The sequence below is a fragment of the Labrenzia sp. THAF82 genome (assembly GCF_009363435.1).
GTDB classification, from domain to species: domain Bacteria; phylum Pseudomonadota; class Alphaproteobacteria; order Rhizobiales; family Stappiaceae; genus Roseibium; species Roseibium porphyridii.
The window spans coordinates 1,400,964-1,427,007 of sequence record NZ_CP045354.1 but is presented as its reverse complement, the minus strand read 5'-3'; the positions used below and the strand labels follow the sequence as shown (position 1 = coordinate 1,427,007).

Sequence of the window (26,044 nt, the reverse complement as noted above, 5' to 3'; positions counted from 1 at the left end):
CACGTGTTCCCAGGTCAAGTAGGAGGAAAAAGTATTATCGGAGCGTTGCCTGGCTGAACAGCGAATGCCCAGCCAGGACGAAGGTGTGATGGGGCCACCTAGCAAGAGCAACAGGCTCAGCAAATGCGGATCACTGATTGCGGACGGGAATATCCATGTCTTCTATTTTGAGCTCACGCACCAGCTCCGGAATACCCCATTCGACCTCCGGATCGACCTTGATCTTGAAATGGTACATGGGCTGCAGCGCCTGGTGATCTTCGGCGCGAAACATCATCTTGCCCTTTGGCGTGTCGAATTCCATGCCTTCCATCGCGGTGATCAGGTCTTCCGTGTCGGTGGACCCGGCTTTGCGAATGCCTTCGACAATCGCGATTCCAGCTGACATGCCCCCAGCTGTGAAGAAATCCGGTGGCGTGTCGAACCGTTTCTGATGCTCGGCAACCAGCCAATCGTTCACCGGGTTCTTGGGAATTTCATAGTAGTAATAGGTGGCGCCTTCCATGCCCGGGAGTTCCTTATAGGCCTTCATGGCAGCAAGAATGTTCCCGCCGGTCGCGATTTCAACGCCGAAGCGCTCCGGTTCCATTGCCTTGATCTTGCTGATCGGGTTGCCGCCTCCGGCCCAGATAACAAACAGGAATTTGCGGCCAGGCTCATCCTTCAAGGCATCGAAAATACGTTGCGCATTTGCCGTGAAGTCTTTCGTGTCTGTTGGCGCGTATTCCTCGAAAACCAGATTTGCGCCAGTGCCTTCCAGCGCTTCCTTGAACGCAGCGACACCATCGCGGCCAAAGGCATAGTCCTGTGCCAGCGTTGCGACCGAGACACCTTCTTGTCCCAGAGCAACCGCATTTGCAATGGCATCCTGAGAAGAGTTTCGGGAGGTGCGGAACACATACCGGTTCCAGTTTTCGCCTGTGATGGAGTCCGCAACGGCAGGCTCAACAATGAGCAACTTCTCATATTCTTCAGCCACGGGCAGCATGGCGAGTGCCACACCAGAAGAGACCGGTCCAACGGCCAGATCCACTTCATCATCACCATAGGCCTCGGCAAGAACCGCTTTACCTATGTCCGGCTTCAGCTGCGTGTCCTTTTCGATGACAACGATCTTGCGGCCGTCGATCTCCATTGTCCCGTCGGTGGCAAATTCCAGTCCCATCATCAGACCCGTGTGAGACTGTTTGGCATAGGCCTCAAACGGTCCCGTCTTGCCATAGACATGGGCGATTTTGATGTCTTCCGCAAAAGCGGCAACGGACCCCGATGCCGCAAGGCCGAGGCCGGCCACAAGCGGCAGTGCCCAGCGGGTAAACTGCTTGGTCATAAATGCTCCTCCCGTTTTGCGCCAAGGTGCAGCCGGCAATCTCAGACCGTTTCCAGCCTGGAAAAAACGCCGCTGCTTCGCTTAACGCCTCCTAATATGAAACCTGAATCAGTATTCATGTCAAGGCTTCAACACGCTTAAGGCGTTGTTGTGCGGGCGCATGCTTTGCAGCAGGAGCACAATGAGAAAGGTGTTTAAGGCTCCGTGTGCAACAGACCGGAAACGAGGATCTCGACTGATATTCAGTCTGACACGGCCTGTGTGACGTGCTCACAACACGATGGGTTCTGCCGAAATCGAAAGACACAAAAAAGGCGGCTGCAAGAAGCAGACCGCCCGAACAAAAAAGGCGCGCCGTAGCGCGCCTTTGGCGTCAGTTTCAGATTTTTTGTCGTTCAGATCGAAGCGCTTTGTAAAGGCAATAACACATCGCCAGAACGACCAGGGTGAAGGGAATCCCCATCGAAACCGCCGCTCCTTGAAGTGCGTTGAGCCCTCCACCGAGAAGAAGCGCAATCGCAACCAGGCCTTCGAAAGTGCACCAGAACACGCGTTGCGCCACCGGAGCATCCATTTTTCCGCCTGCCGTGATCGTGTCGATGACCAACGAACCGGAGTCCGACGACGTCACGAAGAAGATCACGATCAGGACCAGCGAGATCGGCGCGATAATGTTGTAGAGCGGCAGCTGATCCAGCATACGGAAAAGAGACAGCTCTGGCTGATAGGCCACCACCACGTCTTTTGCGCCGGTATAGCCATTCGCCAATTGGTCGAGAGCAAGACCACCGAAAACGGTCATCCAAAGCGCGCAGACCAGTGAGGGCGCAATCAAGACGCAGAGAATGAACTCACGAACGGTCCGTCCTTTAGAAATACGCGCGATGAACATGCCGACAAATGGTGACCAGGCAATCCACCAAGCCCAATAGAAGGTGGTCCAGCCGTGCATGTAGCCCAAATCATCCCGGCCGAACGGGTTGGACAGCGGAACGAAGGCAACAACATAGTCTTTAAGGACGCCACCGAATTGAGCGATGAGATCAAAGGTCGGGCCCACAAGCAGAACGAAAACGAAGAGGCACGCCGCCATGATCATGTTGATCTCAGAGAGCCGCTTCACGCCTGCGTCCATGCCAAGAAGCACGGATCCGAGCGCAATCGCCGTGATGCCGAGGATCAGCCAGACAACAAGGGAACTTGAGACCGGAATTCCAAACACATCGTTCAGACCGGCAGCAACCTGCTGTGCTCCGAGACCAAGAGAAGTGGTTAGACCGAACAGGGTCGCGAAAACCGCCAGCGTGTCGATCACATGACCTGGCCAACCCCAAACGCGTTCGCCGAAAATCGGATAGAAAGCCGAACGCAACGTGAGAGGCAGGCCGAGATTGTAGCAGAAAATCGCCAGGCAGAGCCCGACGACAACATAGACCGCCCAACCACTGATGCCCCAGTGATAAACGGTGCCAACAATGCCCATGTTTTCATTGCCCGGAAGCGACGGATCAGACCCGAGAGGCAATGTATTGAGCTCCGGAATCGAATAGTACATCGGCTCCAGAACGCCGAAAAACAATAGCCCGATACCGATGCCCGCAGAAAACAGCATCGCGATCCATCCCGCGTAGGAATAATCCGGAACCGCATCCTTGCCGCCGATTTTCACCTTCCCCAGGGGCGACAGCGCAAGAAAGAAACAGAAAACGACCATGATGTTGACGGACAACATGAGAAACCAGTCGAACGTACTTGTCAGGAAGGGTCTGAACCATCCGAAGAAGGACGCTGCTGCTTCCTGATTTGCCAAGGCAACCATGACGAATCCGACGATCACGATCGCCGAGACCAGGAAGACCGGATTGTGCAAATCAAGACCGAACGGCCGAATGTTATCCTGGCCCAGTTCGTATTCCGTGCTGAAATCCATGACCCGCGGGTCCGGATCCAGCATCTTCTTCGTTTTACTCATAAATATTCCCTCCAGACTTTGCCACCCGACCACCTTCGGCGGTTACACGCTTGCTGTTTCGGACGGCGGCTTGTCGCCGCTCTTCGAGAAACCCGTCCACGCAGGGCAGCAGACACAGTCAAGTATGAAAGGACATTCTGTCACAATTGTCGATTTTACGTAGCGTAATAACGCCAATCCGACAATTTTAAGTATTTACCTGTTGCCCAAAGACGATAGAAACTCAAAAAAAACCCCGGCAAACAGCCGGGGTCGTATGCACTTTGAGCCAAAGTCCGGGAGGAAGGGCTTTGGTGCAAGTTGGAGCGTTTTCTCTGCTTAGCGCAGACGTTTTTCTGTCTTGATGTCGAAATACATCGCCGATGCCGGGTCGAACGAGACGGAAACTGTTCCGTCTGCAGGCGGTTGATCCTCGCCCTTTGTCTCAACAATGACACGCTCACCCGTCGGACACACCAGATAGGTGTAGGCAACACCGCCCAATTGCTCGCAAAGATCAACCCTTGCACCTTCTGTGCTCGGTGCAATGTCGAAATGCTGAGGCCGCAGTCCGACAAGAACCTTCTCCCCCTTGGCCGGCAAAGCCACGGATGTCGGAACCTTGGTATCGCCAAATGCCGGAACGATTACCGCGCCTTCGTCTGCCACGCCTTCAACGAAATTCATGCTCGGCGATCCGATAAAGCCGGCAACAAAACGATTGTCCGGATCGGAATAAAGGTTCATCGGGGAACCTACCTGCTCGATGATACCTCCGCGCAGCACGACGATCTTGTCCGCAAGGGTCATGGCTTCGACCTGATCGTGCGTCACGTAGATCATCGTCGCGCCGATATCCTTGTGCAGACGTGCGATTTCAACGCGCATGTCGACACGCAGTTCGGCATCAAGGTTAGAGAGCGGCTCATCGAACAGAAACACTTCCGGGCCGCGGACAATCGCACGCCCGATGGCCACACGCTGACGCTGCCCGCCGGACAGCGCTTTCGGCTTGCGTTTCAGATACGGGTCAAGCTTCAAGATCCTGCTGGCTTCCGAGACTTTTTCATGAATCTCGGTCTTGGGGTGACCGTTCATCTTGAGGCCGAAGCCCATGTTCTCTTCAACCGTCATGTGCGGATAAAGGGCGTAGGTCTGAAACACCATGGCAACGCCACGTTCCGCCGGATCCACTCTGGTAACGTCGCGGCCACCGATCTCGATCTTGCCGGAGCTTGTTTCTTCCAGGCCTGCGATCATCCGGAGCAATGTGGATTTGCCGCAGCCGGAAGGCCCGACAAAGACGCAAAACTCACCATGCTCGATCTGGAGATCCACTCCATGGATCACCTGAAGATCGCCATATTGTTTGACGGCATTTGTAAGAGTTACGCCAGACATCTTATTTCTACTCCCTCCGAAATGTTCACGCGGGGAACTGCCAGTCTTCGACTGCCGCGGCAATCTTGGATGCGGCCTGCTCCAATGCAGGACGCGCATTCATCAGTTCATCCAAATTTTTTCGCTGTGTTGATGTTGTCACGGACAGGGCGCCGACCGGCCGCCCTTTGGTGGACAGGATTGGAGCGGCAATACAGATGATCCCGGGTTCGTGCTCCTCCCGGTCAAAGGCGATGCCGTCCTGCCTGATCTGGTCAAGTTCCGCGCGGAGCGCCGCTTCGGTTACGAGCGTTGCCGGCGTGTACCTGTAAAAAGACTGTTTCTGAATAATCTGGTCGATCTCGCTTGGGTCCTGAAAAGCCATCAGAGCTTTTCCGACACCCGTGCAATGCCCAGGCCCGACCTTTCCGGCCTGCGAGAACATGTCGATCGCATTCTGGGGGTTGCGCTTGTCGACATAGAGCACCTGCCCGTTGTCCAACTGTGCCAAGTGGACCGTCTCGCCAACCTCGTCGGACAGCGCGGAGATGAAGGGCCGCGCTATGGGCGCGATGGAACTTTGACGCCAAGCTGCATGTGCCAGCCGAACAAGACGGATGCCGAGCGAGTAGGTCTGCTGCTTGTCGTCATAGGCCAGCATGCCCTGGTTCACGAGGGTCTGCAGCAGACGATAGAGTGTCGCCTTGGGATGCGCACTTTCTGAAAGCAGCTCGGAAAATCGCACAGGCCGGCCCACGGCTGCGACTTTGTCGAGCACTTCAAGAGCCTTTCCGACCGTACCGTCGCCGGTGGCCTGCTTGTTCATTTTTTCCTCCACTCGGCCCGTTTCTTTATGTCGGACCTGTTGACAACCTAACCTGATCGCAGCAAAGTATCAATATACAAAACTAAGTTTCACATAATGGAACCTAAAGGGAGGACACCATGCGTTCCATGCTGAAAACGTCCGCTGCGGCGTTTGCCATTCTGGCAGCCTCAATGGGCGGAGCATCTGCTGACGGCCTGACAGGCGATCTGAGAATTTTCCTCGACACATCCAATCCGGCGCCGCGCGCGACCATGGAAAAGATGATTTCGCAGTTCCAGGAAAAGAACCCGGATCTGAACATCGAGACGACAGTTATCGATCGTGAAGCCTACAAGACACAGATCCGTAACTTCCTGTCTGCAAATGCGCCGGACGTTGCAACCTGGTATGCGGCAAACCGCATGCGCCCCTATGTTGAAGCAGGCTTGTTCGAAGACGTATCTGACCTGTGGGCAGATCCGGCAATCGGCGACAACCTGGCCTCGACCAAGGGTGCGATGACCATTGATGGGAAGCAGTGGGGCGTGCCCTACACCTACTATCAGTGGGGCGTTTACTACCGCAAAGACATCTTTGACGAGCTTGGCCTTTCCGAACCGACAACCTGGGAAGAAGAAAAAGCCAACTGTCAGAAAATCATCGACGCCGGCAAGAAATGCTACACCATCGGAACCAAGTTCCTTTGGACCGCAGGCGGCTGGTTTGATTACCTGAACATGCGCACGAACGGCTTCGACTTCCACATGGACCTGCTGACCGGCAAAGCCAAGTGGACCTCTGACGAAGTACGCCAGACGTTTGCCAACTGGCGCGAACTCATCGACATGGGTGCGTTCATCGACAATCACCAGACCTACAGCTGGCAGGAAGCTCTGCCGTTCATGGTCAAGGGTGATGCAGCAGCATACCTGATGGGCAACTTTGCTGTTGCACCGCTGCGTGATGCAGGCCTGACTGACGACCAGCTCGATTTCTACCAGTTCGTTGAAATCACACCGGGCGTTGAAAAGGCTGAAGATGCTCCGACCGACACCTTCCACATTCCGGCAAATGCCCAGAACAAGGAAGCTGCACGCGAATTCCTGAAATTCGTCGTATCTCCGGACATCCAGACCCAGATCAACGATGGCAAGAACCTCGGCCAGCTGCCGGTGAATGCACAGTCTTCCGTTGATAAGGACAAGTTCCTCGAGCAGGGCTTTGAAATGCTGTCCACCAACTCTCCGGGCGGCGTTGCTCAGTTCTTTGACCGCGATGCTCCGGCTGAAATGGCAAAAGTTGCCATGGAAGGCCTGCAGGAATTCATGGTCAAGCCGGACAATCTCGACAAGATCCTGGATCGTCTGGATCGCGCTCAGGAGCGCATCTACAAGTAAGCTCTCCTATCGAGCCGGACAGGGTGCTTCCTGCACCCTGTCCTTTTCCAATTCGTTTCTCCGACAGGTTCGGGGACCGGCCTCGCAGCGCGCGCCCGTGTGACGACAATGGGCGACCGGTTGATAATTGGGTGAACGCGCACGTGACATGAGCTGACTCTCTGCCGGATCAAAAGAAGAGCAACGACAATGGCTCAAGCATCTGTCGAAGGAACCCGCCAAAGCTCCTGGTGGCATCGCAATCAGCAACAGCTGACACCCTGGCTTTTTCTGGCACCGGGTATCCTGTTTTTCCTGTTCTATGTGATCTTCCCGATCTTCCAGTCCTTTAACCTGTCTCTGTACCAGTGGGACGGACTTGGAGCCGCGGAATATGTTGGCGTCAGCAACTATGAAGAGCTTTACTGGGACGAGGCCTTTTATACGTCCCTGAAAAACAACGTGATCTGGCTGGTGCTGTACCTTGCAGCAATTCCCGCCGGCTTGTTTATCGCCCTCTTTCTGAACCAGACGGTAACCGGGATCCGGGTCTACAAATCCCTGTTCTTTTTCCCCTTCGTGATCTCGCAGGTCGTCGTCGGTCTGGTCTTCACCTGGTTCTACGATCCGACATTCGGCATCCTCAACGTGGTGCTCGGCTCAGTAGGCCTGCCGCCCATGAACGTGCTAGGCGATGAAAACTGGGTAACCGTCGGCATCATCATTGCCGGCCTCTGGCCCCAGACCGCCTACTGCATGATCCTTTATCTGACGGGTCTGAATGCCGTCGATCCAGAACAGATCGAAGCTGGTCGCCTTGATGGCGCCAAGGGCTGGCGCATGCTCTGGTACATCATCGTTCCTCAGCTGCGCCCTGCGACGTTCATCGCATTCGTCGTCACCATCATCGGCGCCTTGCGATCATTCGACCTCATTTCAGTCATGACCAACGGCGGTCCATTCGGCTCCAGCCGCGTCCTCAGCTTCTACATGTTCGAGGTTGCGCTGTCCGAATATGGCTTCCGTATGGGCTACGGCGCTTCGATCGCTGTCGTCCTGTTCCTGATCATGCTGGCCTTCATCGCCTACTTCCTCTGGTCGATGTACAAAGAAGAAAAGGCGCGCTGAGATGTTTCCGACACCTATTGAACGCTCGCCACGAGCCTGGCAGATCACCTATCAAAGTCTTCTGCCTCTTGCCTTGATCCTGTGGCTGCTGCCTCTCATTGCGGTCGCGATCTTCTCCGTCAAGCCGGATGCGGATTTCGTCAATGCAAACTACTGGGGCTGGCCGTCTTCCTTTGAAGGCTTCACCAACTACGCGCTGGTTTTCACCGGCTCGGACATGCCGCAGTATCTCTTGAACTCTTTCAAGATCACCATTCCGACCGTGATCGGGGCCGTGGCCCTGTCCTGCATGACCGGCTTTGCGCTTGGAGTATACAAGTTCAAGTCGAACATCTGGATCTTCTTCATGTTCGTGGCCGGCAACTTCGTGCCGTTTCAGATCCTGATGGTGCCTGTGCGAGATCTGACGTTGCAGATGGGTCTCTACAACACGATTACCGGCCTTGTGCTGTTTCATGTTGCCTTTCAGACCGGCTTTTGCACGCTCTTCATGCGCAACTTCATCCGCGCTCTGCCATTCGAGCTCATCGAAGCCGCGCGCGTTGAAGGCATCGCGGAATGGCGGATCTTCTGGTTTGTTGTTCTGCCGCTGATGAAGCCGGCCATTGCCGCACTGTCGGTTCTCATCTTCACCTTTATCTGGAACGACTACTTCTGGGCCGTCGTGTTGACACAAGGCGTTGAGAGCCAACCGGTGACTGCTGGCATCACATCCTTCAACGCACAGTATCGCGCCGCTTATCACCTGATGAGTGCCGGCTCACTCGTGGCTGCACTGCCGCCAGTCGCAATGTTCTTTCTGATGCAGCGGCACTTCATTGCCGGACTGACACTCGGAGCCGTGAAATGATCCACGGTCTCCGGGCTTTTCAGCCGATAATCGAAGCTACAGGAAAGGCCGGAAATGCAGGCTAAGACGTGGCATCTTGGTGATGCCCGTCAAAGCCTGGTTCTTGCCAGCTTTGCGGGCCGCCTGCCGGAAGTGATCTATTGGGGCCCGGCTCTACCGGGCAAAGACGATCTCCAGCTACTTGCCGCAGCCTCTCTCACAGATGTGACTGGCGGAATGGTGGATCGGAATGCAGGGATCAGTTTGAGCCCGGAAGCATCACAAACATTTACGGGCCATGCTGGTCTGTCGATTCGTGATACCGATGGCAAAATACTGGTTCCGGCCTTCCTGTTCGAAAGCGAAACCACAACTGAAAACGGTTTGAGACTCGAATATAGTGACAGTCATCATGGCCTGACGCTTATATGTGACCTGTCACTGACCGCCGAAGCTTCACTCTTCAAACTCCAGACCCGGCTCGAAAGCACCAATGTCATCCTGGTGGACTGGCTGGCAGCTCCCGTCGTACCAGTGCCTGCGCACACAGGTGAGATGATCGAGTTTTCCGGTCGATGGTGCGCCGAATTCCTGACCAGACGTCTTCCGTTTTCACCTGGTGCACGTGTCAGAGACAACCGGACCGGACGGACGGATCATGCCCATTTTCCGGGCCTGATTGTCTGTAACGGTGCCACCACCAATACCCAGGGAGAGGCCTACTCGTTCCACTATGGCTGGTCAGGCGGTCACAAGATGGTCGCAGAAGAGCTGGCCGACGGACGACGCCACATTCAGTTCGGTCACGCTTCTTCCAGTAAGGAAAAGGGAAAGGCCTTCCAGAGCGCGCCCCTTTACGCCACCTACTCGGCAGAAGGGCTCAACGGAGCCGCAATCCAGTTCCAGCGGTATGCGCGTGACCGAATGGTGACGGGTGCCAGATCGCCAAGGCCCGTGCACTACAATTGCTGGGAAGCGGTCTATTTCGATCACAAGATCAGCGAGCTCAAATCCATCGCCAGCCACGCGGCGGGACTTGGAGCCGAGCGGTTTGTTCTCGACGACGGCTGGTTCGGCCGACGGGATGACGACACTTCATCTCTGGGTGACTGGTTCGTCGATGAACGTAAATATCCCGATGGTCTGACCCCGTTGATCGATCACGTCAAATCGCTCGGCATGGAATTCGGGATCTGGTTCGAGCCGGAAATGATCAACGAGGACAGTGATCTTTATCGAGCTCATTCCGACTGGGTTCTGGGCCGCAAGGACCAAACACGCGGGCGCCAGCAGCTGGTTCTGGACATGTCCCGTGAGGATGTCAGGTCGTATCTGTATGACCGGATCGCCGACATCTTGAAAAGCAACGATATCGGTTACATCAAATGGGATCACAACAGGGTCCTGCCGATCGTCGCAGCGGCACAGACGATTGGTGTCTATGAACTTCTGGATCGGCTGCGCGCCAGCTTTCCCGAGGTGGAAATCGAAAGCTGTGCTTCCGGTGGCGCCCGTGTCGACTTCGGCATCCTGGAACGCACTCAGCGTGTGTGGCTGTCCGACAGCAACGATGCGCTGGAACGTCAGCGGATCCAGCATGACGCAGCGCTCTTTCTACCGGGAGCCGTTACAGGCTCGCACGTCGGTCCGCGGCGCTGTCACACATCAGGCCGCGTCCTCGACATGAAACTGCGCGCCTGGACCGCAGCCCAGCGGCATATGGGATTCGAGATGGACCCACGCGAACTGGACGATGCCGAGACAGCCACCCTGTGCGATGCCACCAACTGGTGGAAAGCCAATCGGGACTGGACCATGCAGGCAGACATCCATCGCCTAGACAGTTCCGATCCCGCTGTCATAGCCGAACAACAAATGGCAAGAGACGGTAATCGTTTCGTCGTGTTTGCGGTTTTGGCACGCACATCCGACCAGATCCTTCCACACCCTGTTCGATTGACAGGACTGGATCCGGACGCGATGTACAGCGTTTCCCTTGCCAATAGGAACGAAGCTCCGAGGCTCTCCCGCGGCAATCCACTCTTGAAAGAAAAAGACATCGAGGTCAGCGGACGCTACCTCATGACACATGGCCTTATCCTTCCCTGGCGCTTCCCGGAGACAATCTGGGTCCTGGAAGGTCAGAGGCTCTAGGCGTTAAGGCGCACCTGAATTCATCGGCGAAGGCCGTCAACACAAACAAAGGCATTGGTCCCATGCACGCTACATTTCCGGATCTTGACGGTGCTTCGGTCTTCATCACCGGTGGCGGTTCCGGCATTGGAGCAGCATTGACCGATGCCTTCATGTCTCAAGGTGCCAAAGTTGCATTTGTGCAGCGGTCAGATGCCACTGATTTCTGTGACGAGATGGAGCAAAAACACGGCGTTAGGCCACTTTTCGTCTCATGCGACATCACCGACATCCCTGCTCTGAAGGGCGCGATCGACAATGCCGCCGAGGCTCATGGCGCGGTGACTGTCCTGGTGAACAATGCAGCAAATGACAAACGTCATGCGACTGAGGAAGTCGACGAAGAATTCTGGGACTGGTCGCAGGCAATCAACCTGAAGGCCTATTTCTTTGCTTGCCAGCATGTGATCGCTGGCATGAAGGCCGCCGGTGGTGGCTCCATCGTAAATTTCACTTCGATTTCTTATATGATGGGCAACGCCGGCTACGCGGCCTACACCACCGCCAATTCCGGCATCAACGGGATGACGCGCAGCCTGGCGCGCGAATTCGGACCGGACAAGATTCGAGTGAATGCTGTTGCTCCCGGTTGGGTTCTGACTCAAAGGCAGAAGGATCTTTGGGTGACCCCGGAAGCACTTGGCGCGCACATTGATCGACAATGCCTGAAGGAAGAGCTGTCGCCGGAAGATATTGCTGAACCGGTTCTGTTTCTTGCCTCCAAAACCAGCCGGGCGATGACCGGACAGGCATTGGTTGTGGACGGTGGTGTCGTGGTGACGGGATGACAATACAAACCGACATTTCCTGGATTGCTGCGGATTGGGGAACCACCAACCTGCGCGTCTGGGCGCTAAGCGATACCGGTGAGATCCTGATCCATCGCGGCTCCGACAGGGGTATGGGGAAACTCGCGCCGGCAGAATTTGAGCCCGCATTGCTAGACTTGATCGAGGACATTCTGCCTGCTCGGGGCGAAGTCCCGATCATGGTTTGTGGCATGGCCGGCTCGCGTCAGGGCTGGGCTGAAGCGCCCTATAAGTCTGTGCCCTGCCCGCCCCCTTCGATAGCTGACGCAACACGCGTTAAGACCGCGGACCCTCGGCTCGATGTGCATATCCTCCCGGGCCTCAAGCAATTGAAGCCGGCAGATGTCATGCGCGGCGAGGAAACCCAAATCGCCGGTTTCCTGGCGGATCAGCCGGGTTTTTCCGGAACGTTGTGCCTGCCCGGCACACATACAAAATGGGTCAAGCTCAAATCTGGGGTTGTTGAACGCTTCCGGACCTGCATGACCGGTGAAACCTTTGCGCTCTATCGACATCGATCCGTACTTCGCCATGGTCTGTCCGAATCTGAATTCGACACTGGCGCGTTCAAGAATGCCGTCCTGTGTGTTCTCCAGGATCCAAAGGTCTTCGCTTCCGAATTGTTCGGCATTCGCGCGGCAAGCCTCGTGGCCGGCCAGACCCCCGCAGAAGCCACCGGTCGTTTGTCCGGATTATTAATCGGTGCTGAACTTGCGTCCATCAGGGACGAATTCGACCTTGTGGATGTTGCTATTCTCGGCAGCAGCAAGATTGCCGGAACCTATCACGCCGCGCTGGAGTGCCTTGGACAAGATGCCAGGTTGCTGGACGCGGAATCCATCACTTTGCGAGGTTTGACCCTCGCCTTTTCTTGCTATGCAAGGGAGACATCATGAGCCGCAATCTGATCGCCATCTTGCGGGGCCTGACACCTGACGAGGCACTGCCTGTCACAGAATGCCTGATTGCCGCGGGCATAACCCGCATAGAAGTGCCTCTCAACTCACCCGATCCGCTCAAAAGCATCGAGGCCATGGTTACCTCATTTGGCGGCGATGCGGAGATCGGTGCAGGTACAGTTCTGGAGCCGGAACAGGTGCGCAATGTCAAGTCTGCGGGTGGCACTTTGATCGTTTCACCGGACTGCAACCCCGAAGTCATCAGAGCCACCAAAGCAGAAGGCATGTCATCTTTCCCGGGCGTCATGACACCAACGGAAAGTTTCACGGCTCTGCGCAATGGCGCAGATGGCTTGAAGTTTTTCCCCGCGTCCCTCGTCGGCCCTGACGGATTGAAAGCACTTTTGGCGGTTTTACCCAAGGGCACGGCAACTTACGTTGTAGGTGGCGCTGGGCCGGATAATTTTGCTGAATGGATCAAAGTTGGCGCCGCGGGCTTTGGCATCGGAACGGCTCTGTTCAAGCCCGGGTTTACGGTCGATGAGATCGAAGACCGGGCCCAAAAAATCGTATCCGCCTATGACATGGCCGTTACAGCCAGCGAGTAATTTCAATGACAACCATTTTCGACGAACGCCAGTGCAAGCTCGGCGAAGGTCCGCTTTGGCATCCTGAACGACAGCAATTGTTCTGGTTCGACGTATTGAACAAAAAGCTTATGTCCCAGGAAAACGGCAGGGCAAAATCTTGGGAATTCGATGAATATGTCTCTGCGGCCGGTTGGGTGAGCAAGACAGAACTCCTGATCGCAAGCGCGAGCAAACTGTTCCTCTTCAATCTCGACACAAAAACATCCATGAAGCTATGCGACATGGAAGCAGACAATCGGGTGACCCGGTCCAATGATGGCCGTGCAGACCCGAAAGGCGGTTTCTGGATCGGTACCATGGGCATTGAGGCGGAAGCCGGTGCCGGATCCATCTATCGCTTTTACAAAGGAGAGCTGCGCAAGCTTTTCAGTGGCATCACCATTACCAATGCTATCTGTTTCGCACCCGATGGCAACAAGGCCTATTTCTCCGACACGGATACCCAGACGATCCAGCAGGTGATGTTGGACGACCAGGGCTGGCCAACAGGAACACCCAAACTGTTTGTCGACCTTACCGGTGACAACTTGAATCCCGATGGGGCGGTGGTCGACAGCAAAGGGTATTTGTGGAACGCTCAATGGGGCGCAAATCGTGTCGCGCGGTATTCACCTGAAGGCCAGTTTGTCGAGGAAATTAGTTTCCCTGCCAAACAGATATCCTGTCCGGCCTTTGGCGGGGCAGAGCTGCAAACACTCTTTGCGACCTCTGCGGCGGTCGACCTGAGCGGTGAAGACGAGGGAAAGACCTTTTTTGCCCAGACCGGCACCCGTGGTCAGCTCGAACATCGGATCATTTTGTAGGCAACGTAATGAAACGCACCCTGGGCACCTGCTATTATCCGGAGCATTGGCCGGAGGAAATCTGGGAGGCCGACGCAAGGCGCATGGCCGATGCCGGACTGACATGGGTCCGGATTGGCGAGTTCGCTTGGTCCCGGCTTGAACCAACCCAAGGCAATCTGCAATTCGACTGGCTCGACCGAGCAATTGAAGTGCTCGGCAAGGCGGGCTTGAAGGTCGTGCTCGGCACTCCGACTGCAACCCCACCTCATTGGATGGTCGAAAAGCACCCGGACATGCTGGCGGTTGATGTAAATGGTCATCCACGCAAATTCGGATCCCGGCGCCACTACTGTTTCTCGCACGAAGGCTTTCAGCTCGAAAGTGATCGGATCGCGCAACTCCTTGCCGAACGTTATGGCGACAGTCCCTATATCGCGGCCTGGCAAACCGACAACGAGTATGGGTGCCATGACACCGTGCTGTCTTATTCAAACGCAGCGAAAAAGGCATTTGGCCTCTGGTTGGCACGACGTTACGGCTCGATCGAAGCTCTGAACCGCGCATGGGGCAATGTCTTCTGGTCAATGGAATACGCATCCTTTGACTCAATCGACCTGCCCAATCTGACCGTAACCGAACCCAACCCGTCCCACAGCCTGGCGTTCCGCAGGTTCTCATCCGATCAGGTCGTTGCGTTCAACAAGCGTCAGGTTGACATCATTCGCCGCTACTCCGACGCACCGATCAGTCACAATTTCATGGGGCGTATCACGGAGTTCGACCATTTCAAGGTAAGCGATGACCTGGATATTGCAACCTGGGACAGCTATCCCCTCGGCTTCCTGGAAGACCGTGTCGGCGCAACTTCCGAGCATCAGCGCCTTTATGCCCGACAAGGCGATCCGGACTTTCAGGCATTTCACCATGATCTCTATCGAGCGGCCGGCAACGGACGTTGGTGGGTGATGGAGCAACAACCCGGGCCGGTCAACTGGGCGCCGTATAATCCGGCGCCGCTGTCTGGCATGATGCGGCTGTGGGCATGGGAAGCCTATGCACATGGCGCTGAGGCCGTTTGCTATTTCCGCTGGCGACAAGCCCCGTTTGCGCAGGAACAGATGCATGCCGGCATGCTGCGCCCCGACAATGCCGATGCACCTGCCCTGATCGAAGCACGGCAGGTCCGGGACGAACTGCACGACGCTCCTGATGTGGAGACTTCACCAGCTCCTGTCGCATTGATTTTTGACTATGACGCTGACTTTGCCTGGGCAACCCAGCCACATGGTGCTGGCCTGAGCTATTTTCAGCTTGTCTTCGAAGCTTACAAGGCACTCCGCGGCCTGGGACTTTCCGTTGATATTTTGCGAGGCGAAACACGTGACTTTGCCGGTTATCAGATCGTCGCCGCACCCGGATTGATCTATATGTCGCAGGACCTCAAAAAGGCTCTCGCCGAAAGCAATGCAGAAGTCGTGCTCGGGCCACGGACAGCCGCACGCAATGCGGACATGGTCATACCTGTGCCGCTTCCTCCAGACATGCCGGGCCTTGAAGTCACGGTAGCACGTGTTGAAAGCATGCGCCCTGACATGCCCATGCCCCTCAAGGGCGGCGGAAACTTTGTCTCTTATCGCGAAGAACTGGAAGGTGCCGCCGAAACGTTTCTGGAGCTCGAGGACGGGCAGATTGCGGCCATGCGACAAGACAATCTGACCTATGTCGGCGGCTGGTGCGATGGCATAGCCTGGAAACGGGTTTTCAAGATGCTCTGCGATGAGGCAGGTATTGAAACCTTCGACCTTTCCGGAGGCGTCCGCTGCCGCGACGCAGGCAACATCAGGATCTGGACGAACTACGGAGCTTCACCTTCAGATACACCGGCTGGCCGGATCGATGCCGCCGGTGTTCTGTTCGAAAGGCTCTGAAGTTTTCGGACCTGCTGGGACCGGCAACCGCAAAAAGAAACAGCGTCCATCAAGATGTGAAACCCGGATATCCGGGTTGCAACTTCACTCTGCAGCCTTTTCGGTCACAAGCTGCTGGATGATCGAGGCGTAGTTCTCGGCCCCCTGAGCGCCGCTGACCAGGTGCTTGCGCTCAAAAATAACCGCGGGAACCCCGTGAATGCCGTTTCCAGTCCAGAACGCTTCTTCCTGGCGAACTGTTTCTGCAAAGCGACCGTCCTGCAAAACGTCCAGTGCCTCGCTGCGGTCTAATCCGATGTCAGCCACCACGTCGGCAAGCACCTCATCGTTGTTGAGGTCCTTGCGTTCCTGAAAATAGGCCTGGAACAACGCCATCTTAAGCTGGTGCTCCTTGCCTTGTGGACCTGCCCAATGAATGAGCTGATGGGCCTTGAAAGTGTTGACCATCCGCATGTCATCGGTGAAGTGAAAATCGAAACCAAGCTCTTTGCCGACATCCGTCAAGCGCTCCCGCGCGGCCTGAGACTGCTCCTCCGTGGAACCGTATTTGCGCATGATGTGCTCTTTGAGGTTCTCACCTTCCGAAGCCATGTCCGGATTGAGTTCAAACGGGTGCCACTTCACGGCTGCAGAAACGCCAGTCATCGCGATGGCCCGTTCGAGTTGCTTGAAGCCGACAATACACCACGGGCAGACAACATCGGACACGATGTCGATTTGCAGAACGGGGTCAGTTTCCTGACCGGTTGCGTCTGTCATCAGATTTCTCCTTTGCGACCCACTACAAAGTCGCATCACCTTTCGGCGGTGGGTTCCAGCCCCGTTCCGTGCGTTCGTGCCGTTCGTCGCCGCGGTCAACCCGCATGATCTCGAACAGCGTATCGGAATGGGCTCGCATCGCATCGATATAGGACGTGTCGACGCCGCCGTCATTGTAATTGGCACGAAGATCGTCGAGCATCGCAAGATCGTGATGACGGAACTCCTGTGCCTTGGTCCGAGACCGGAAGGGGTGGCGGCCAAGTTCGGTGAAGGCGCGCCGACCAAGTGCCAAGGCTCCCTCGAACACTTCTCGTTCGGCATAGTGCGCGCCGGCATTTTCCAGCTCATAGACATGATGCCGGTCTCTGGCCCGCGCCAGGATCTTCACATTGGGATAGGTCTTGGCAACATGTTCCACCATCAGGGTTTGCTTGTCGCGGTCATCGACGGCGGCAATGAAAAGATCTGCATCCTCCAGTCCGGCACCATGCAAGAGATCCGGCCGTGTCGCATCTCCATAGAATGTCCGAATGCCAATCCGGGAGAGATTGTCGATGGTTTGAGGATCATGATCGAGAATGACCACATCATAGCCGCTGGTCAAAAGCATGCGAGAGACGATCTGTCCAAATCGCCCCATGCCGGCAACGACGACACGTCCTCGGCTGTCGATTTTGTCCGGCTCCCGGTCCGAAGTTGCGACCGCACGCGGCGCGACCACTTTTTCATAGAAAATGAAAAGAGCGGGTGTAAGAACCATCGAAATGGCCACCACGAGCGTCATGGTCTGGAGAAGGCCCGTTTCCAGGACGCCGCTGCCCGCTGCAAATCCGAACAAGACAAAGGCAAATTCACCAGCTTGCGCCAATCCGAGCGCAAACAGCCATCGATCAGCGCCCTTGAGCTTGAAGATCGTGCCAAGTGCGAAGAGCAAAGCGAATTTGACCGAAAGCAACCCAACTGCAAGCCCGAAGATCGTCAACGGCGCACCGAACAACAATCCGAAGTCGATACCTGCACCAACTGTCAGGAAAAACAAACCGAGCAGAAGACCCTTGAAGGGCTCGATATCGGCTTCTAGCTCATGTCGGTAGTCACTGTCGGACAGGACGACGCCGGCCAGAAACGTTCCAAGAGCGGGCGAAAGACCGACAAAGTCCATCAGGAGCGCAATTCCAATCACAAGTAACAGCGCGGTTGCCGTGAAGATTTCCCGCAGACGCGCTTCGGCAATGAAACGGAAAACCGGACGCAGCAGATGACGCCCGGCAATGATGATTGCCGCAATGACAGCAAGAATGATCAGCGCTTGCGCCCAGCTTGGCAGTGAGGCGAGCGCCTCACCACCATGTGCTGCGGCATCGCCATGGCTGTCAGACCCATGGCCGCCACCATGACCGGCACCGTTGCCAGCAGCCAGAAGGGGCAGAACAGCCAGCATCGGAATGACGGCGATATCCTGGGTCAAGAGGACAGAAAACGAACTTTGACCGCCCTGGGTTTTCATCCAACCCTTTTCGTTCAGTGTTTGTAGAACGATTGCCGTCGAGGAGAGAGCCAGGATCATTCCAAGAGCAACCGCACTTTGCCAGGATAGCCCGAAGAGGTAGCCGATGCCTGTAAAGACGGCTGTTGTGCCGACGACCTGTAGACCGCCAAGGCCAATCAGTTGTTGCCGCATTTTCCAGAGCATCGCCGGTCGCAGTTCGAGCCCGACCAGAAACAGCATCATCACGACGCCAAATTCTGCAAAGTGTTGAACGTCAGCTGTTTCCTTACCGACAATTCCCAGGATCGGACCAATCACAACACCAGCTATCAGATATCCGAGCACGGACCCGAGACCGAGCCGGTTGGCAATGGGCACGGCAATGACTGCTGCGCACAAATAAACGAAAGCGTCGCCCAAGAGACCCATCAGACGGCCTCCCCTTTCAAGATGAAATCGTCCAGGACATCTGTCAGCACGGAAGCATGTGTGGCCTTGTCCAGATCAAGCCGATCCGCGACGAGAGCTTTCAGAAGGTCGTCATAGCCATTGCGGTGTATGTCTAACCTGCTGTCTTCCAGTGCGCGGCCTGCGCCATACATCACAAATGGAGCCAGATAACGCATACCACAAAGGTCGGCGGTCTTCTCGAATGGCGCCAAAAGACTGCGCAGATCAGCGTGGTTCATCCCCTCAGTAGAATAGGCTTCGGACAGAGCGCCGGCCGTGATCGCATTCATGAAGGTCTTACCGTGAAGGGCTTTGCCATGGAGGCCGTAAGCAAACCCGTGTTCCAGAACCAGGTCCTGCCATTCCTTCATGATCGATGGGGCCGAGTACCAATAGAGTGGGTGCTGAAAGACAATCACGTCATGTGCAATCAACTGGGCTTGCTCACTGTCAACATCGATACTGAAGTCGGGGTATCTGGCGTAAAGATCGACCGCCGTAACACCTTGAACATTCTGCGCTGTTTCAAACAGGGGCAAATTCACCTCAGACCGGTCGGGCCTGGGATGAGCAAACAAAACTAGCACTTTGGCCAAGAGCAACTCCCGATCATCGAATGGAGATCCAGGCGGGTCGTGCCCGCCCATCGGTTGGGCTTCTTGAAAATGTATAGCGCCTGACCCTGGATAGACAAACATCGGGCCTGTCGGACGTCACCGGCGAACAATCGGCGTGTGCCTTCAGGATGGCAATTTCGTCCGCACTCCCCAACGGTTGATTGAGGTTGGGGATCATCGGGAATTCAAACTGGAGCGATTGAGCAGGTTCTGACTTCAGAGTGTCAGATCAAGCAAGCCCGACGCGTGCTTAAGACGACTTCAAAGCTTCACGGGCTTGCCGGTTGCACCGGATTGGGCAATCGCGTGGATCACCTCTTCGAAATGAAGTGCTTCTGAAAAAGACGGCACTGCAGGGCGGTCGTCCTGAATTGCGCGCAACAGCTCGTTGGCTTCAATCACCTTGAGATCGTTGAACCCAAGTTGGTGACCGGGAGCTGGCACGAACTGACCATAGGGTGGATGCGCGGGCCCGCTCAGCATGGTCTTGAACCCTTGCTCGGACAGAGGACCCTTGTTCTGATAGAGCCGCAACTCGTTCATACGCTCCTGATCGAACGTGATCATGCCTTCCGTTCCATGGACCTCAAAGGAGATGTAGCTCTTGCGGCCCCAGGCGCTGCGGGAGGTTGAAAAGACACCATGAACACCATTTGCAAAGGTCAACAGCGCCGAGGCAATGTCCTCGTTTTCGACTGGCCTGTGTTCATCCGATCCATCGCCCATTGGCCGTGTCACATGTACGGTTTTGGTCTCCGCGATCAGGCTTTCGATCGGTCCGACCATGGCGACCGCCAGCGAGATCAGATGACAGCCAAGATCTCCAAGCGTGCCGAGCCCTGCCCCTTCCCTGGTGGCGCGCCAGGTCCAGGCAAGATCCGGATCTGCCTGATAATCTTCATCGACCATGCCGCGAAAATGCACGATGCGACCGATGGCACCGTCCGAAATCAGTTTGCGTGCATGTGCAATTGCCGGATTGTGGAGATAGTTGTAGCCGACAATCGTCTTGGCACCTGTTTTGCTCGCCAACTCCAGCATTGCCGTCGAATCTTGCAGCGTCAGTGCCATCGGCTTTTCCAGATGCACATGCTTGCCGGCATCCAGCGCGGCCATAGCCATTTCCTTGTGCACTTTGTTCGGTGTCGTGATGCAGACAATATCGACCTTCGGGTCGGCTATCAGGTCTTCCCAGTTGTCTGTAGAGCGTGCAAACCCGAACTGATTGCCAAGAACTTCCGCCTTGTCTGCCGGAACATCACACAAAACCTCCAGCTGAATGTCGGGAACGTCTCCAAAGACCGCCTTCACCGAACCATAGGCGAGCGCGTGACACTTGCCCATGAAGCCGGTGCCGATCAGACCAATGCCGAGCGAATCCATATCCCGGTTCTCCTGAAAATTCTGCTGCCGAATTTGACAAAAGAGCGTGCCGACACGCCTCTTTCACGGGGATCGAAGTCTGCAGTCTCTATTGGATTTCATCCGTTCCGACAGCGCGCCGCTCGGCCACGGATTTCAATGCAGCCTCACCCAAAATGAGCGATTTCAGTCCGTCCTCACCGGTTGGAGATGGTTGTGTTCCGTTTTCGATGGCTTCTACGAACGCCTTGATTTCCGCGGCATAGGCCTCGGTGTAGCGCGTCATGAAAAAATCATGCAAAGGCGGGCGCAGGTATCCATCCTCGGTCGCGACCTCTATGGAAACCGGGCGCTGATTTTCGGCGGAAACAGCTCCCTTGGATCCATGCACTTCAATCCGTTGATCGTAGCCGTAGGCCGCGCGGCGCGAGTTGGATATCGAACACTGCTTGCCGGACGCTGTTGTCAGCACGATGGTTGCGCTGTCGTAGTCGCCAAGCTTGCCGATTTCAGGATCGACCAGAACCGAGCCGGTTGCATAAACGGTGGTGAATTCCTCGCCGAGCAGAAATCTTGCCATATCGAAGTCGTGAACAGCCATATCGCGAAAAATCCCGCCAGAGGACTGGATATATCCCGGAGGTGGCGCGCCTGGGTCACGCGATGTGATCTGGACCATCTCAACATCGCCGATACGGCCTTCCAAGATGGTGTCGCGCACAGCAGAAAAATGCGGGTCAAAACGGCGATTGAATCCCAACATGAGAGTCGCACCATGGTCTTCAACCGTCTGGAGACAGGATTTGACGCGCTCTATGGACAGGTCGATCGGCTTTTCGCAGAAGATCGCCTTACCGGCTTTTGCAAACTGTTCGATCAGATCCGCATGTGTGTCTGTTGGCGTGCATATGATCACCGCATCGACATCACCGGCCGCCGCAATCTCGTCAATCGTTGCAACACGTGCGCCATAAGCTTGTGCCAGCGCTTCCGCAGCCTCCGGGAAGGCATCGGCGACGGCGACGAGCATTGCTCCATCAACCGCGCCGATGGCTTTTGCGTGCACCTTGCCAATCCGTCCTGCTCCCAGCAGAGCGACCTGAGTTGCCATTTGTTTTCCTCCCGGATGGACGGCAGCACGCGAGCAGATCCAACGCCTTGCCAATTCAGAATAAAAATTCCAAAATCACTTTATACGGAATGTGTCAAGCAGGAAAAGAAGAAATAGATGAACGATATGAGCCCGGAGCAACTTTCTGCATCCGCCGCCCCTGAAACAGTCGATGGGTTCTTCAATCGGCTAGGCAGTTCCGCAGACCGGCTTCCCAAGCGGCTCAAACAGTTTGCCGATTTCATTGCCGCAAACCCGGACCGGGTCGCCGTTTCAACGGTCGCCGAACTTGCAGAAGGGGCTGACGTTCAGCCATCTGCCGTCATGCGATTTTGCCAGGAGATGGGATTCTCCGGCTTCTCGCAGATGCAGAAGTTGTTCCGCTCGCACTATTCCCAGAAATGGCCCGACTATGCGACCCGCCTCGCCAAGCTTCGCGACCATGGCACGGAATCTCCTTCTGCGTTACTGGCCGAATTTGTCGAGGTCGGAAGAGCGTCGCTGGAAAATCTGCTGACAACGGTGGATTCTTCGGCTTTGCAACAGGCGGTCGATGTGCTGTCCCGGGCGGAAACTATTCACATGATCGGTTTTCGCCGAGCCTTTCCGGTCACCTCCTACCTTGCCTACGCGTTTGAAAAAATGGATGTGCCGGCGGTCCTCCATTCCGGCATCGCCAACATCAATATGGAACACCTGATCCGCCCAAACGATGCGGTCATTGCTGTGACCTTTGCGCCCTATACGGAAATGACAATCGACATGGCCACCAGCGCCCGCGCATCCGGGGCCGATATTGTGGCGATCACAGATGTGGTCACAAGCCCGCTTGCCCGCCTGAAGGCCATCCAGTTGCTTGTCTCCGAACTTGATGTCGGCGACTTTCGCGCATTGTCAGCAAGCCTTTCGCTTGCGATCGCTCTGGCAGTCTCTGTTGGGGCTGAACGAAACCGGAAATGACTTTTTTGGAAAATTTCTGTTGCAATGAGAAAAAAATAGAATTTAAATTCCAAAAGTGGTTTTTCGATCTCGAGCCACGCCGAGTTTTGAAATCGCGGACAGAAAGATGTCTGAACCGCGAGGTTTGTTTTGGGAGGAACTAATGAAGAAGACATTGATTGCGCTTGCGACGGCCGCCATTGCGTTTACGGGTGTGAGCGGATCGGCAGTTGCGGACGGCGAGCGTTTTGTTCTTGTGAGCCATGCGCCTGACAGCGACAGCTGGTGGAACACGATCAAGAACGGCCTTGCACTTGCTGGCGAGCAGGTTGGGGCAGAGGTTGAGTATCGCAATCCGCCGACAGGCGACATTGCCGACATGGCACGCATCATCGAGCAGACGGCTGCGTCCAACCCGGATGGCATCATCACCACGCTTGCCGATCCTGACGTTCTGTCCGGACCGATCCAGAACGCGGTTGCTAAGGGTGTTCCCGTGATCATCATCAACTCCGGCACGCCTGAGCAAGCAGCCGATGTTGGTGCGCTGATGTATGTCGGCCAGCCTGAGTATGATGCCGGTCTTGCAGCCGGTCAGCGCGCCAAGCGTGATGGCGTTGGCTCGTTCCTGTGTGTCAACCACGTTGTCTCCAACCCTGTGGTTGGCGAGCGCTGCCGCGGCTTTGCCGACGGTCTGGGTGTGGATCTGGGCACCAGCATGATCGACAGTGGCCAGGATCCGGCCGAGATCAAGAACAAGGTCAAGGCGTATCTTCTGGCCAACCCGGACACGGAAGCTGTCCTGACGCTCGGCCCGACCTCCGCGGACCCGACCATCCAGGCGCTTCAGGAAATGGGCAAGGCCGGCGACATCTACTTCGGCACCTTTGATCTGGGCACCGAGATCGTCAAGGCGATCAAGGACGGCACCATTCAGTGGGGCATTGACCAGCAGCCGTTCCTGCAGGCCTACCTGCCGGTGATCGTTCTGGCCAACTACCAGCGCTATGGTGTGCTTCCGGGCAACAACATCAACTCCGGCCCGGGCTTCATCACCAAGGACGCTCTGGCGAAGGTTGAAGAATTCGCCGGCGAGTACCGCTAAGGCAGTGGCCGCCCGAGCGGTCGACTGGAGAGGCGGTCCTGCCGCCTCTCCCTTCTCAAGAACGTAACCCAAGCGCTCCTTTGTCGAAGTCGAGCGCGCTTCATCCAGAACATTGTTCTGCGGCCGGGCCGCATGGGAGCGGGCCTTTCCTGCTTCTCAAGGCGGCCGGCCACACCGGCACGCAGGAGGACATCATGGCTGAGACCCAAACGGCAGCCCCACCAGAACCAGAGAAAGACGAACGCGTCCGCGAGATGTCTCGCATGCGCAAGGCGTTGATCCGCCCAGAGCTCGGCGCCATTTGCGGCACCATTCTCGTATTCATGTTCTTCCTCGGCATAGCCAGCGACAGCGGCATGTTCGCCGCCGAAGGCATCATCAACTGGGGCACCGTTTCTGCCCAGTTCGCCATCATCGCTGTCGGCGCCTGCCTGTTGATGATCGCCGGCGAGTTCGACCTGTCCGTCGGCTCCATGATCGGTTTTTCCGGCATCATCATCGCTCTCATGAGCGTGCAATGGGGCTTTCCCGTCTGGTTCGCCATTCTGGTCGCCTTCGCCCTGTCCCTTTGCATTGGCGCCCTCAACGGCTATCTGGTCATCAAGACCGGCCTGCCCTCCTTCATCGTCACGCTCGCCTTCCTCTATATCCTGCGCGGGCTGACGATCTTCATTGCCATTGCCACCACCCGCAAGACCATCATCGGCGGCGTCAAGGATGTTGCCGAGGGCGACCCGATCGCCTGGCTGTTCGGCGGCAAGGTCTTTTCCGGAGTGTTCGTCTGGCTGGCGGATCTGGGCCTTGTCGGCACCTTCGTGGCCGGCCCCAAGGCCGGCCTGCCCGTGGTCGAGGGCATTCCCATGCTGATGATCTGGGCCATTGCCCTCATCATCTTCGGCCACATTCTTCTGACCCGCACCCGCTTCGGCAACTGGATCTTTGCCTCCGGCGGGGATGCCCAGGCCGCCCGCTATGTCGGTGTGCCGGTCAGCCGGGTGAAGATCTCCATGTTCATGTTCACCGCCTTCTGCGCCACCGTCTTTGCCACCTGTCAGGTGATGGAGTTCGGCTCGGCGGCTGCCGACCGCGGTCTGTTGAAGGAGTTCGAGGCGATCATCTCCGTGGTGATCGGCGGCGCACTTCTGACCGGCGGCTACGGCTCGGTCATCGGGGCCGCCCTTGGCGCGCTGATCTTCGGCGTCGTCCAGCAGGGCCTGTTCTTTGCCGGCGTGGAAAGTTCGCTCTTCAGAGTGTTCCTCGGGGTGATCCTGCTGCTTGCGGTGATCCTCAACACCTATATCCGCCGCATGATCACAGGAGAACGTTGAGATGCCCGATGCAAACACAGCTCCCCTGATCGAACTGGTCGACATCGAGAAGCATTTCGGGCCGGTGATTGCCCTCAACGGCGTCTCCGTCTCCGTCAAGGCCGGCGAGTGTCATTGCCTGCTCGGCGACAACGGCGCCGGCAAGTCCACCTTCATCAAGACCATGTCCGGTGTGCACAAGCCCACCCGCGGCAAGATCCTGATCGACGGCAAGGAGATGGCCTTCTCAACGCCCCGCGATGCCATGGAGGCCGGCATTGCCACGGTGTACCAGGATCTGGCGATGATCCCGCTGATGTCGGTGACCCGGAACTTCTGGATGGGCCGCGAGCCCAGAAAGAGCGTCGGCCCGTTCAAGTTCTTCGACTTTGCCGAGGCCAACGAGGTCACCATGGCCGAGATGGCCAAGATGGGCATTCACCTGCGCTCGCCCGACCAGGCCGTTGGCACCCTGTCGGGCGGGGAACGCCAGACGGTCGCCATTTCCAGGGCGGTTTATTTCGGGGCAAAGGTGCTCATTCTCGATGAGCCGACATCCGCCCTCGGTGTGCGACAGACCTCCAACGTGCTCGCCACAATCGACAAGGTCCGCAAAAAGGGCATCGGCGTTGTCTTCATCACCCACAATGTCCGCCATGCCATGGCCGTCGGAGACCGGTTTACCGTGCTCAACCGCGGGAAAACCCTCGGAACAGCCGAGCGCGGCGACATCAAGGCAGAAGAACTCCAGGAATTAATGGCTGGCGGACAGGAACTCGCTCAACTCGAAGGATCCCTCGGAGGAACCGTGTAAAAAACTGGTCTCACAACGGACG

22 protein-coding genes are annotated in these 26,044 nt (G+C 56.4%); 13 read left to right on the top strand and 9 right to left on the bottom strand.

Translation table 11 applies throughout. The annotated features are described in order from the left end of the window. Window positions 1-130: 130 nt before the first annotated feature. The 4 genes from FIV00_RS06855 to FIV00_RS06840 form a co-directional block, all read right to left on the bottom strand. Window positions 131-1,330: a substrate-binding domain-containing protein gene (locus FIV00_RS06855; protein ID WP_152500046.1), complete on the bottom strand. Its 1,200-nt coding sequence runs from the start codon at window positions 1,328-1,330 to the stop codon at window positions 131-133. A gap of 379 nt (window positions 1,331-1,709) precedes the next feature. Next, entirely contained in the window at window positions 1,710-3,302 is a 1,593-nt protein-coding gene (locus FIV00_RS06850; protein WP_152500045.1) for a BCCT family transporter, read from the bottom strand. Window positions 3,303-3,620: 318 nt separating this feature from the next. After that, window positions 3,621-4,682, bottom strand: coding sequence for an ABC transporter ATP-binding protein (locus tag FIV00_RS06845; RefSeq protein ID WP_152500044.1), 1,062 nt, complete (start codon window positions 4,680-4,682; stop codon window positions 3,621-3,623). Window positions 4,683-4,707: 25 nt separating this feature from the next. Next, a complete protein-coding gene (locus FIV00_RS06840) occupies window positions 4,708-5,487 on the bottom strand; it encodes an IclR family transcriptional regulator (RefSeq protein ID WP_152500043.1) in 780 nt (259 codons plus the stop codon). A gap of 119 nt (window positions 5,488-5,606) precedes the next feature. Between FIV00_RS06840 and FIV00_RS06835 the strand changes: the two genes are divergently transcribed. From FIV00_RS06835 to FIV00_RS06795, 9 genes are all read left to right on the top strand, one after another. Continuing rightward, window positions 5,607-6,866, top strand: a complete 1,260-nt coding sequence (locus FIV00_RS06835) for an ABC transporter substrate-binding protein (protein ID WP_152500042.1) — start codon at window positions 5,607-5,609, stop codon at window positions 6,864-6,866. Window positions 6,867-7,055: 189 nt separating this feature from the next. Further along, entirely contained in the window at window positions 7,056-7,973 is a 918-nt protein-coding gene (locus FIV00_RS06830) for a carbohydrate ABC transporter permease (RefSeq protein ID WP_152500041.1), read from the top strand. Window position 7,974: 1 nt separating this feature from the next. Continuing rightward, window positions 7,975-8,823 (top strand): carbohydrate ABC transporter permease, encoded by an 849-nt coding sequence (locus FIV00_RS06825; protein WP_152500040.1) that lies wholly within the window; start codon window positions 7,975-7,977, stop codon window positions 8,821-8,823. A 54-nt stretch (window positions 8,824-8,877) separates the two neighbouring features. Beyond that, window positions 8,878-10,956: an alpha-galactosidase gene (locus FIV00_RS06820; protein WP_152500039.1), complete on the top strand. Its 2,079-nt coding sequence runs from the start codon at window positions 8,878-8,880 to the stop codon at window positions 10,954-10,956. A 62-nt stretch (window positions 10,957-11,018) separates the two neighbouring features. Next, window positions 11,019-11,783, top strand: a complete 765-nt coding sequence (locus tag FIV00_RS06815; protein WP_152500038.1) for an SDR family NAD(P)-dependent oxidoreductase — start codon at window positions 11,019-11,021, stop codon at window positions 11,781-11,783. Next, complete coding sequence (locus tag FIV00_RS06810; RefSeq protein ID WP_152500037.1) at window positions 11,780-12,700, top strand: 2-dehydro-3-deoxygalactonokinase; 921 nt, start codon at window positions 11,780-11,782, stop codon at window positions 12,698-12,700. The genes FIV00_RS06815 and FIV00_RS06810 overlap by 4 nt, the downstream gene beginning before the upstream one ends. Beyond that, window positions 12,697-13,311 (top strand): 2-dehydro-3-deoxy-6-phosphogalactonate aldolase, encoded by a 615-nt coding sequence (locus tag FIV00_RS06805; protein ID WP_152500036.1) that lies wholly within the window; start codon window positions 12,697-12,699, stop codon window positions 13,309-13,311. Before FIV00_RS06810 ends, FIV00_RS06805 begins: the two co-directional genes overlap by 4 nt. A gap of 5 nt (window positions 13,312-13,316) precedes the next feature. Next, complete coding sequence (locus FIV00_RS06800) at window positions 13,317-14,156, top strand: SMP-30/gluconolactonase/LRE family protein (protein WP_152500035.1); 840 nt, start codon at window positions 13,317-13,319, stop codon at window positions 14,154-14,156. 8 nt (window positions 14,157-14,164) lie between these two features. Further along, window positions 14,165-16,066, top strand: coding sequence for a beta-galactosidase (locus FIV00_RS06795; RefSeq protein WP_152500034.1), 1,902 nt, complete (start codon window positions 14,165-14,167; stop codon window positions 16,064-16,066). A gap of 84 nt (window positions 16,067-16,150) precedes the next feature. Here FIV00_RS06795 and FIV00_RS06790 read toward each other — a convergent pair whose 3' ends face one another. The 5 genes from FIV00_RS06790 to iolG form a co-directional block, all read right to left on the bottom strand. Beyond that, window positions 16,151-16,825: a DsbA family oxidoreductase gene (locus FIV00_RS06790; protein ID WP_152500033.1), complete on the bottom strand. Its 675-nt coding sequence runs from the start codon at window positions 16,823-16,825 to the stop codon at window positions 16,151-16,153. 22 nt (window positions 16,826-16,847) lie between these two features. After that, window positions 16,848-18,746, bottom strand: coding sequence for a monovalent cation:proton antiporter-2 (CPA2) family protein (locus FIV00_RS06785; RefSeq protein ID WP_152500032.1), 1,899 nt, complete (start codon window positions 18,744-18,746; stop codon window positions 16,848-16,850). Then, window positions 18,746-19,354 (bottom strand): NAD(P)H-dependent oxidoreductase, encoded by a 609-nt coding sequence (locus FIV00_RS06780; RefSeq protein ID WP_247649406.1) that lies wholly within the window; start codon window positions 19,352-19,354, stop codon window positions 18,746-18,748. Before FIV00_RS06780 ends, FIV00_RS06785 begins: the two co-directional genes overlap by 1 nt. Before the next feature lie 291 nt (window positions 19,355-19,645). Continuing rightward, complete coding sequence (locus FIV00_RS06775; protein ID WP_152500030.1) at window positions 19,646-20,767, bottom strand: Gfo/Idh/MocA family protein; 1,122 nt, start codon at window positions 20,765-20,767, stop codon at window positions 19,646-19,648. 88 nt (window positions 20,768-20,855) lie between these two features. Then, complete coding sequence (gene iolG / locus FIV00_RS06770; RefSeq protein WP_152500029.1) at window positions 20,856-21,857, bottom strand: inositol 2-dehydrogenase; 1,002 nt, start codon at window positions 21,855-21,857, stop codon at window positions 20,856-20,858. A 117-nt stretch (window positions 21,858-21,974) separates the two neighbouring features. Here iolG and FIV00_RS06765 point away from each other — a divergent pair, with 117 nt between their 5' ends. The 4 genes from FIV00_RS06765 (at window position 21,975) to FIV00_RS06750 (ending at window position 26,022) form a co-directional block, all read left to right on the top strand. Then, window positions 21,975-22,817, top strand: coding sequence for a MurR/RpiR family transcriptional regulator (locus tag FIV00_RS06765; RefSeq protein WP_152500028.1), 843 nt, complete (start codon window positions 21,975-21,977; stop codon window positions 22,815-22,817). A 142-nt stretch (window positions 22,818-22,959) separates the two neighbouring features. Beyond that, window positions 22,960-23,901 (top strand): sugar ABC transporter substrate-binding protein, encoded by a 942-nt coding sequence (locus FIV00_RS06760; protein WP_152500027.1) that lies wholly within the window; start codon window positions 22,960-22,962, stop codon window positions 23,899-23,901. Window positions 23,902-24,095: 194 nt separating this feature from the next. Beyond that, a complete protein-coding gene (locus FIV00_RS06755) occupies window positions 24,096-25,229 on the top strand; it encodes an ABC transporter permease (RefSeq protein WP_152500026.1) in 1,134 nt (377 codons plus the stop codon). A 1-nt stretch (window position 25,230) separates the two neighbouring features. Beyond that, the gene (locus FIV00_RS06750; protein ID WP_152500025.1) at window positions 25,231-26,022 is read left to right on the top strand and encodes an ATP-binding cassette domain-containing protein; all 792 of its coding nucleotides are present in this window, start codon (window positions 25,231-25,233) and stop codon (window positions 26,020-26,022) included. Window positions 26,023-26,044: the final 22 nt, after the last annotated feature.

Coding starts and splice junctions, on each gene's coding strand:
- FIV00_RS06855 (WP_152500046.1), bottom strand. CDS start 1,330: ATGACCAAGCAGTTTACCCGCTGGGCACTGCCGCTTGTGGCCGGCCTC.
- FIV00_RS06850 (WP_152500045.1), bottom strand. CDS start 3,302: ATGAGTAAAACGAAGAAGATGCTGGATCCGGACCCGCGGGTCATGGAT.
- FIV00_RS06845 (WP_152500044.1), bottom strand. CDS start 4,682: ATGTCTGGCGTAACTCTTACAAATGCCGTCAAACAATATGGCGATCTT.
- FIV00_RS06840 (WP_152500043.1), bottom strand. CDS start 5,487: ATGAACAAGCAGGCCACCGGCGACGGTACGGTCGGAAAGGCTCTTGAA.
- FIV00_RS06835 (WP_152500042.1), top strand. CDS start 5,607: ATGCGTTCCATGCTGAAAACGTCCGCTGCGGCGTTTGCCATTCTGGCA.
- FIV00_RS06830 (WP_152500041.1), top strand. CDS start 7,056: ATGGCTCAAGCATCTGTCGAAGGAACCCGCCAAAGCTCCTGGTGGCAT.
- FIV00_RS06825 (WP_152500040.1), top strand. CDS start 7,975: ATGTTTCCGACACCTATTGAACGCTCGCCACGAGCCTGGCAGATCACC.
- FIV00_RS06820 (WP_152500039.1), top strand. CDS start 8,878: ATGCAGGCTAAGACGTGGCATCTTGGTGATGCCCGTCAAAGCCTGGTT.
- FIV00_RS06815 (WP_152500038.1), top strand. CDS start 11,019: ATGCACGCTACATTTCCGGATCTTGACGGTGCTTCGGTCTTCATCACC.
- FIV00_RS06810 (WP_152500037.1), top strand. CDS start 11,780: ATGACAATACAAACCGACATTTCCTGGATTGCTGCGGATTGGGGAACC.
- FIV00_RS06805 (WP_152500036.1), top strand. CDS start 12,697: ATGAGCCGCAATCTGATCGCCATCTTGCGGGGCCTGACACCTGACGAG.
- FIV00_RS06800 (WP_152500035.1), top strand. CDS start 13,317: ATGACAACCATTTTCGACGAACGCCAGTGCAAGCTCGGCGAAGGTCCG.
- FIV00_RS06795 (WP_152500034.1), top strand. CDS start 14,165: ATGAAACGCACCCTGGGCACCTGCTATTATCCGGAGCATTGGCCGGAG.
- FIV00_RS06790 (WP_152500033.1), bottom strand. CDS start 16,825: ATGACAGACGCAACCGGTCAGGAAACTGACCCCGTTCTGCAAATCGAC.
- FIV00_RS06785 (WP_152500032.1), bottom strand. CDS start 18,746: ATGGGTCTCTTGGGCGACGCTTTCGTTTATTTGTGCGCAGCAGTCATT.
- FIV00_RS06775 (WP_152500030.1), bottom strand. CDS start 20,767: ATGGATTCGCTCGGCATTGGTCTGATCGGCACCGGCTTCATGGGCAAG.
- iolG (WP_152500029.1), bottom strand. CDS start 21,857: ATGGCAACTCAGGTCGCTCTGCTGGGAGCAGGACGGATTGGCAAGGTG.
- FIV00_RS06765 (WP_152500028.1), top strand. CDS start 21,975: ATGAACGATATGAGCCCGGAGCAACTTTCTGCATCCGCCGCCCCTGAA.
- FIV00_RS06760 (WP_152500027.1), top strand. CDS start 22,960: ATGAAGAAGACATTGATTGCGCTTGCGACGGCCGCCATTGCGTTTACG.
- FIV00_RS06755 (WP_152500026.1), top strand. CDS start 24,096: ATGGCTGAGACCCAAACGGCAGCCCCACCAGAACCAGAGAAAGACGAA.
- FIV00_RS06750 (WP_152500025.1), top strand. CDS start 25,231: ATGCCCGATGCAAACACAGCTCCCCTGATCGAACTGGTCGACATCGAG.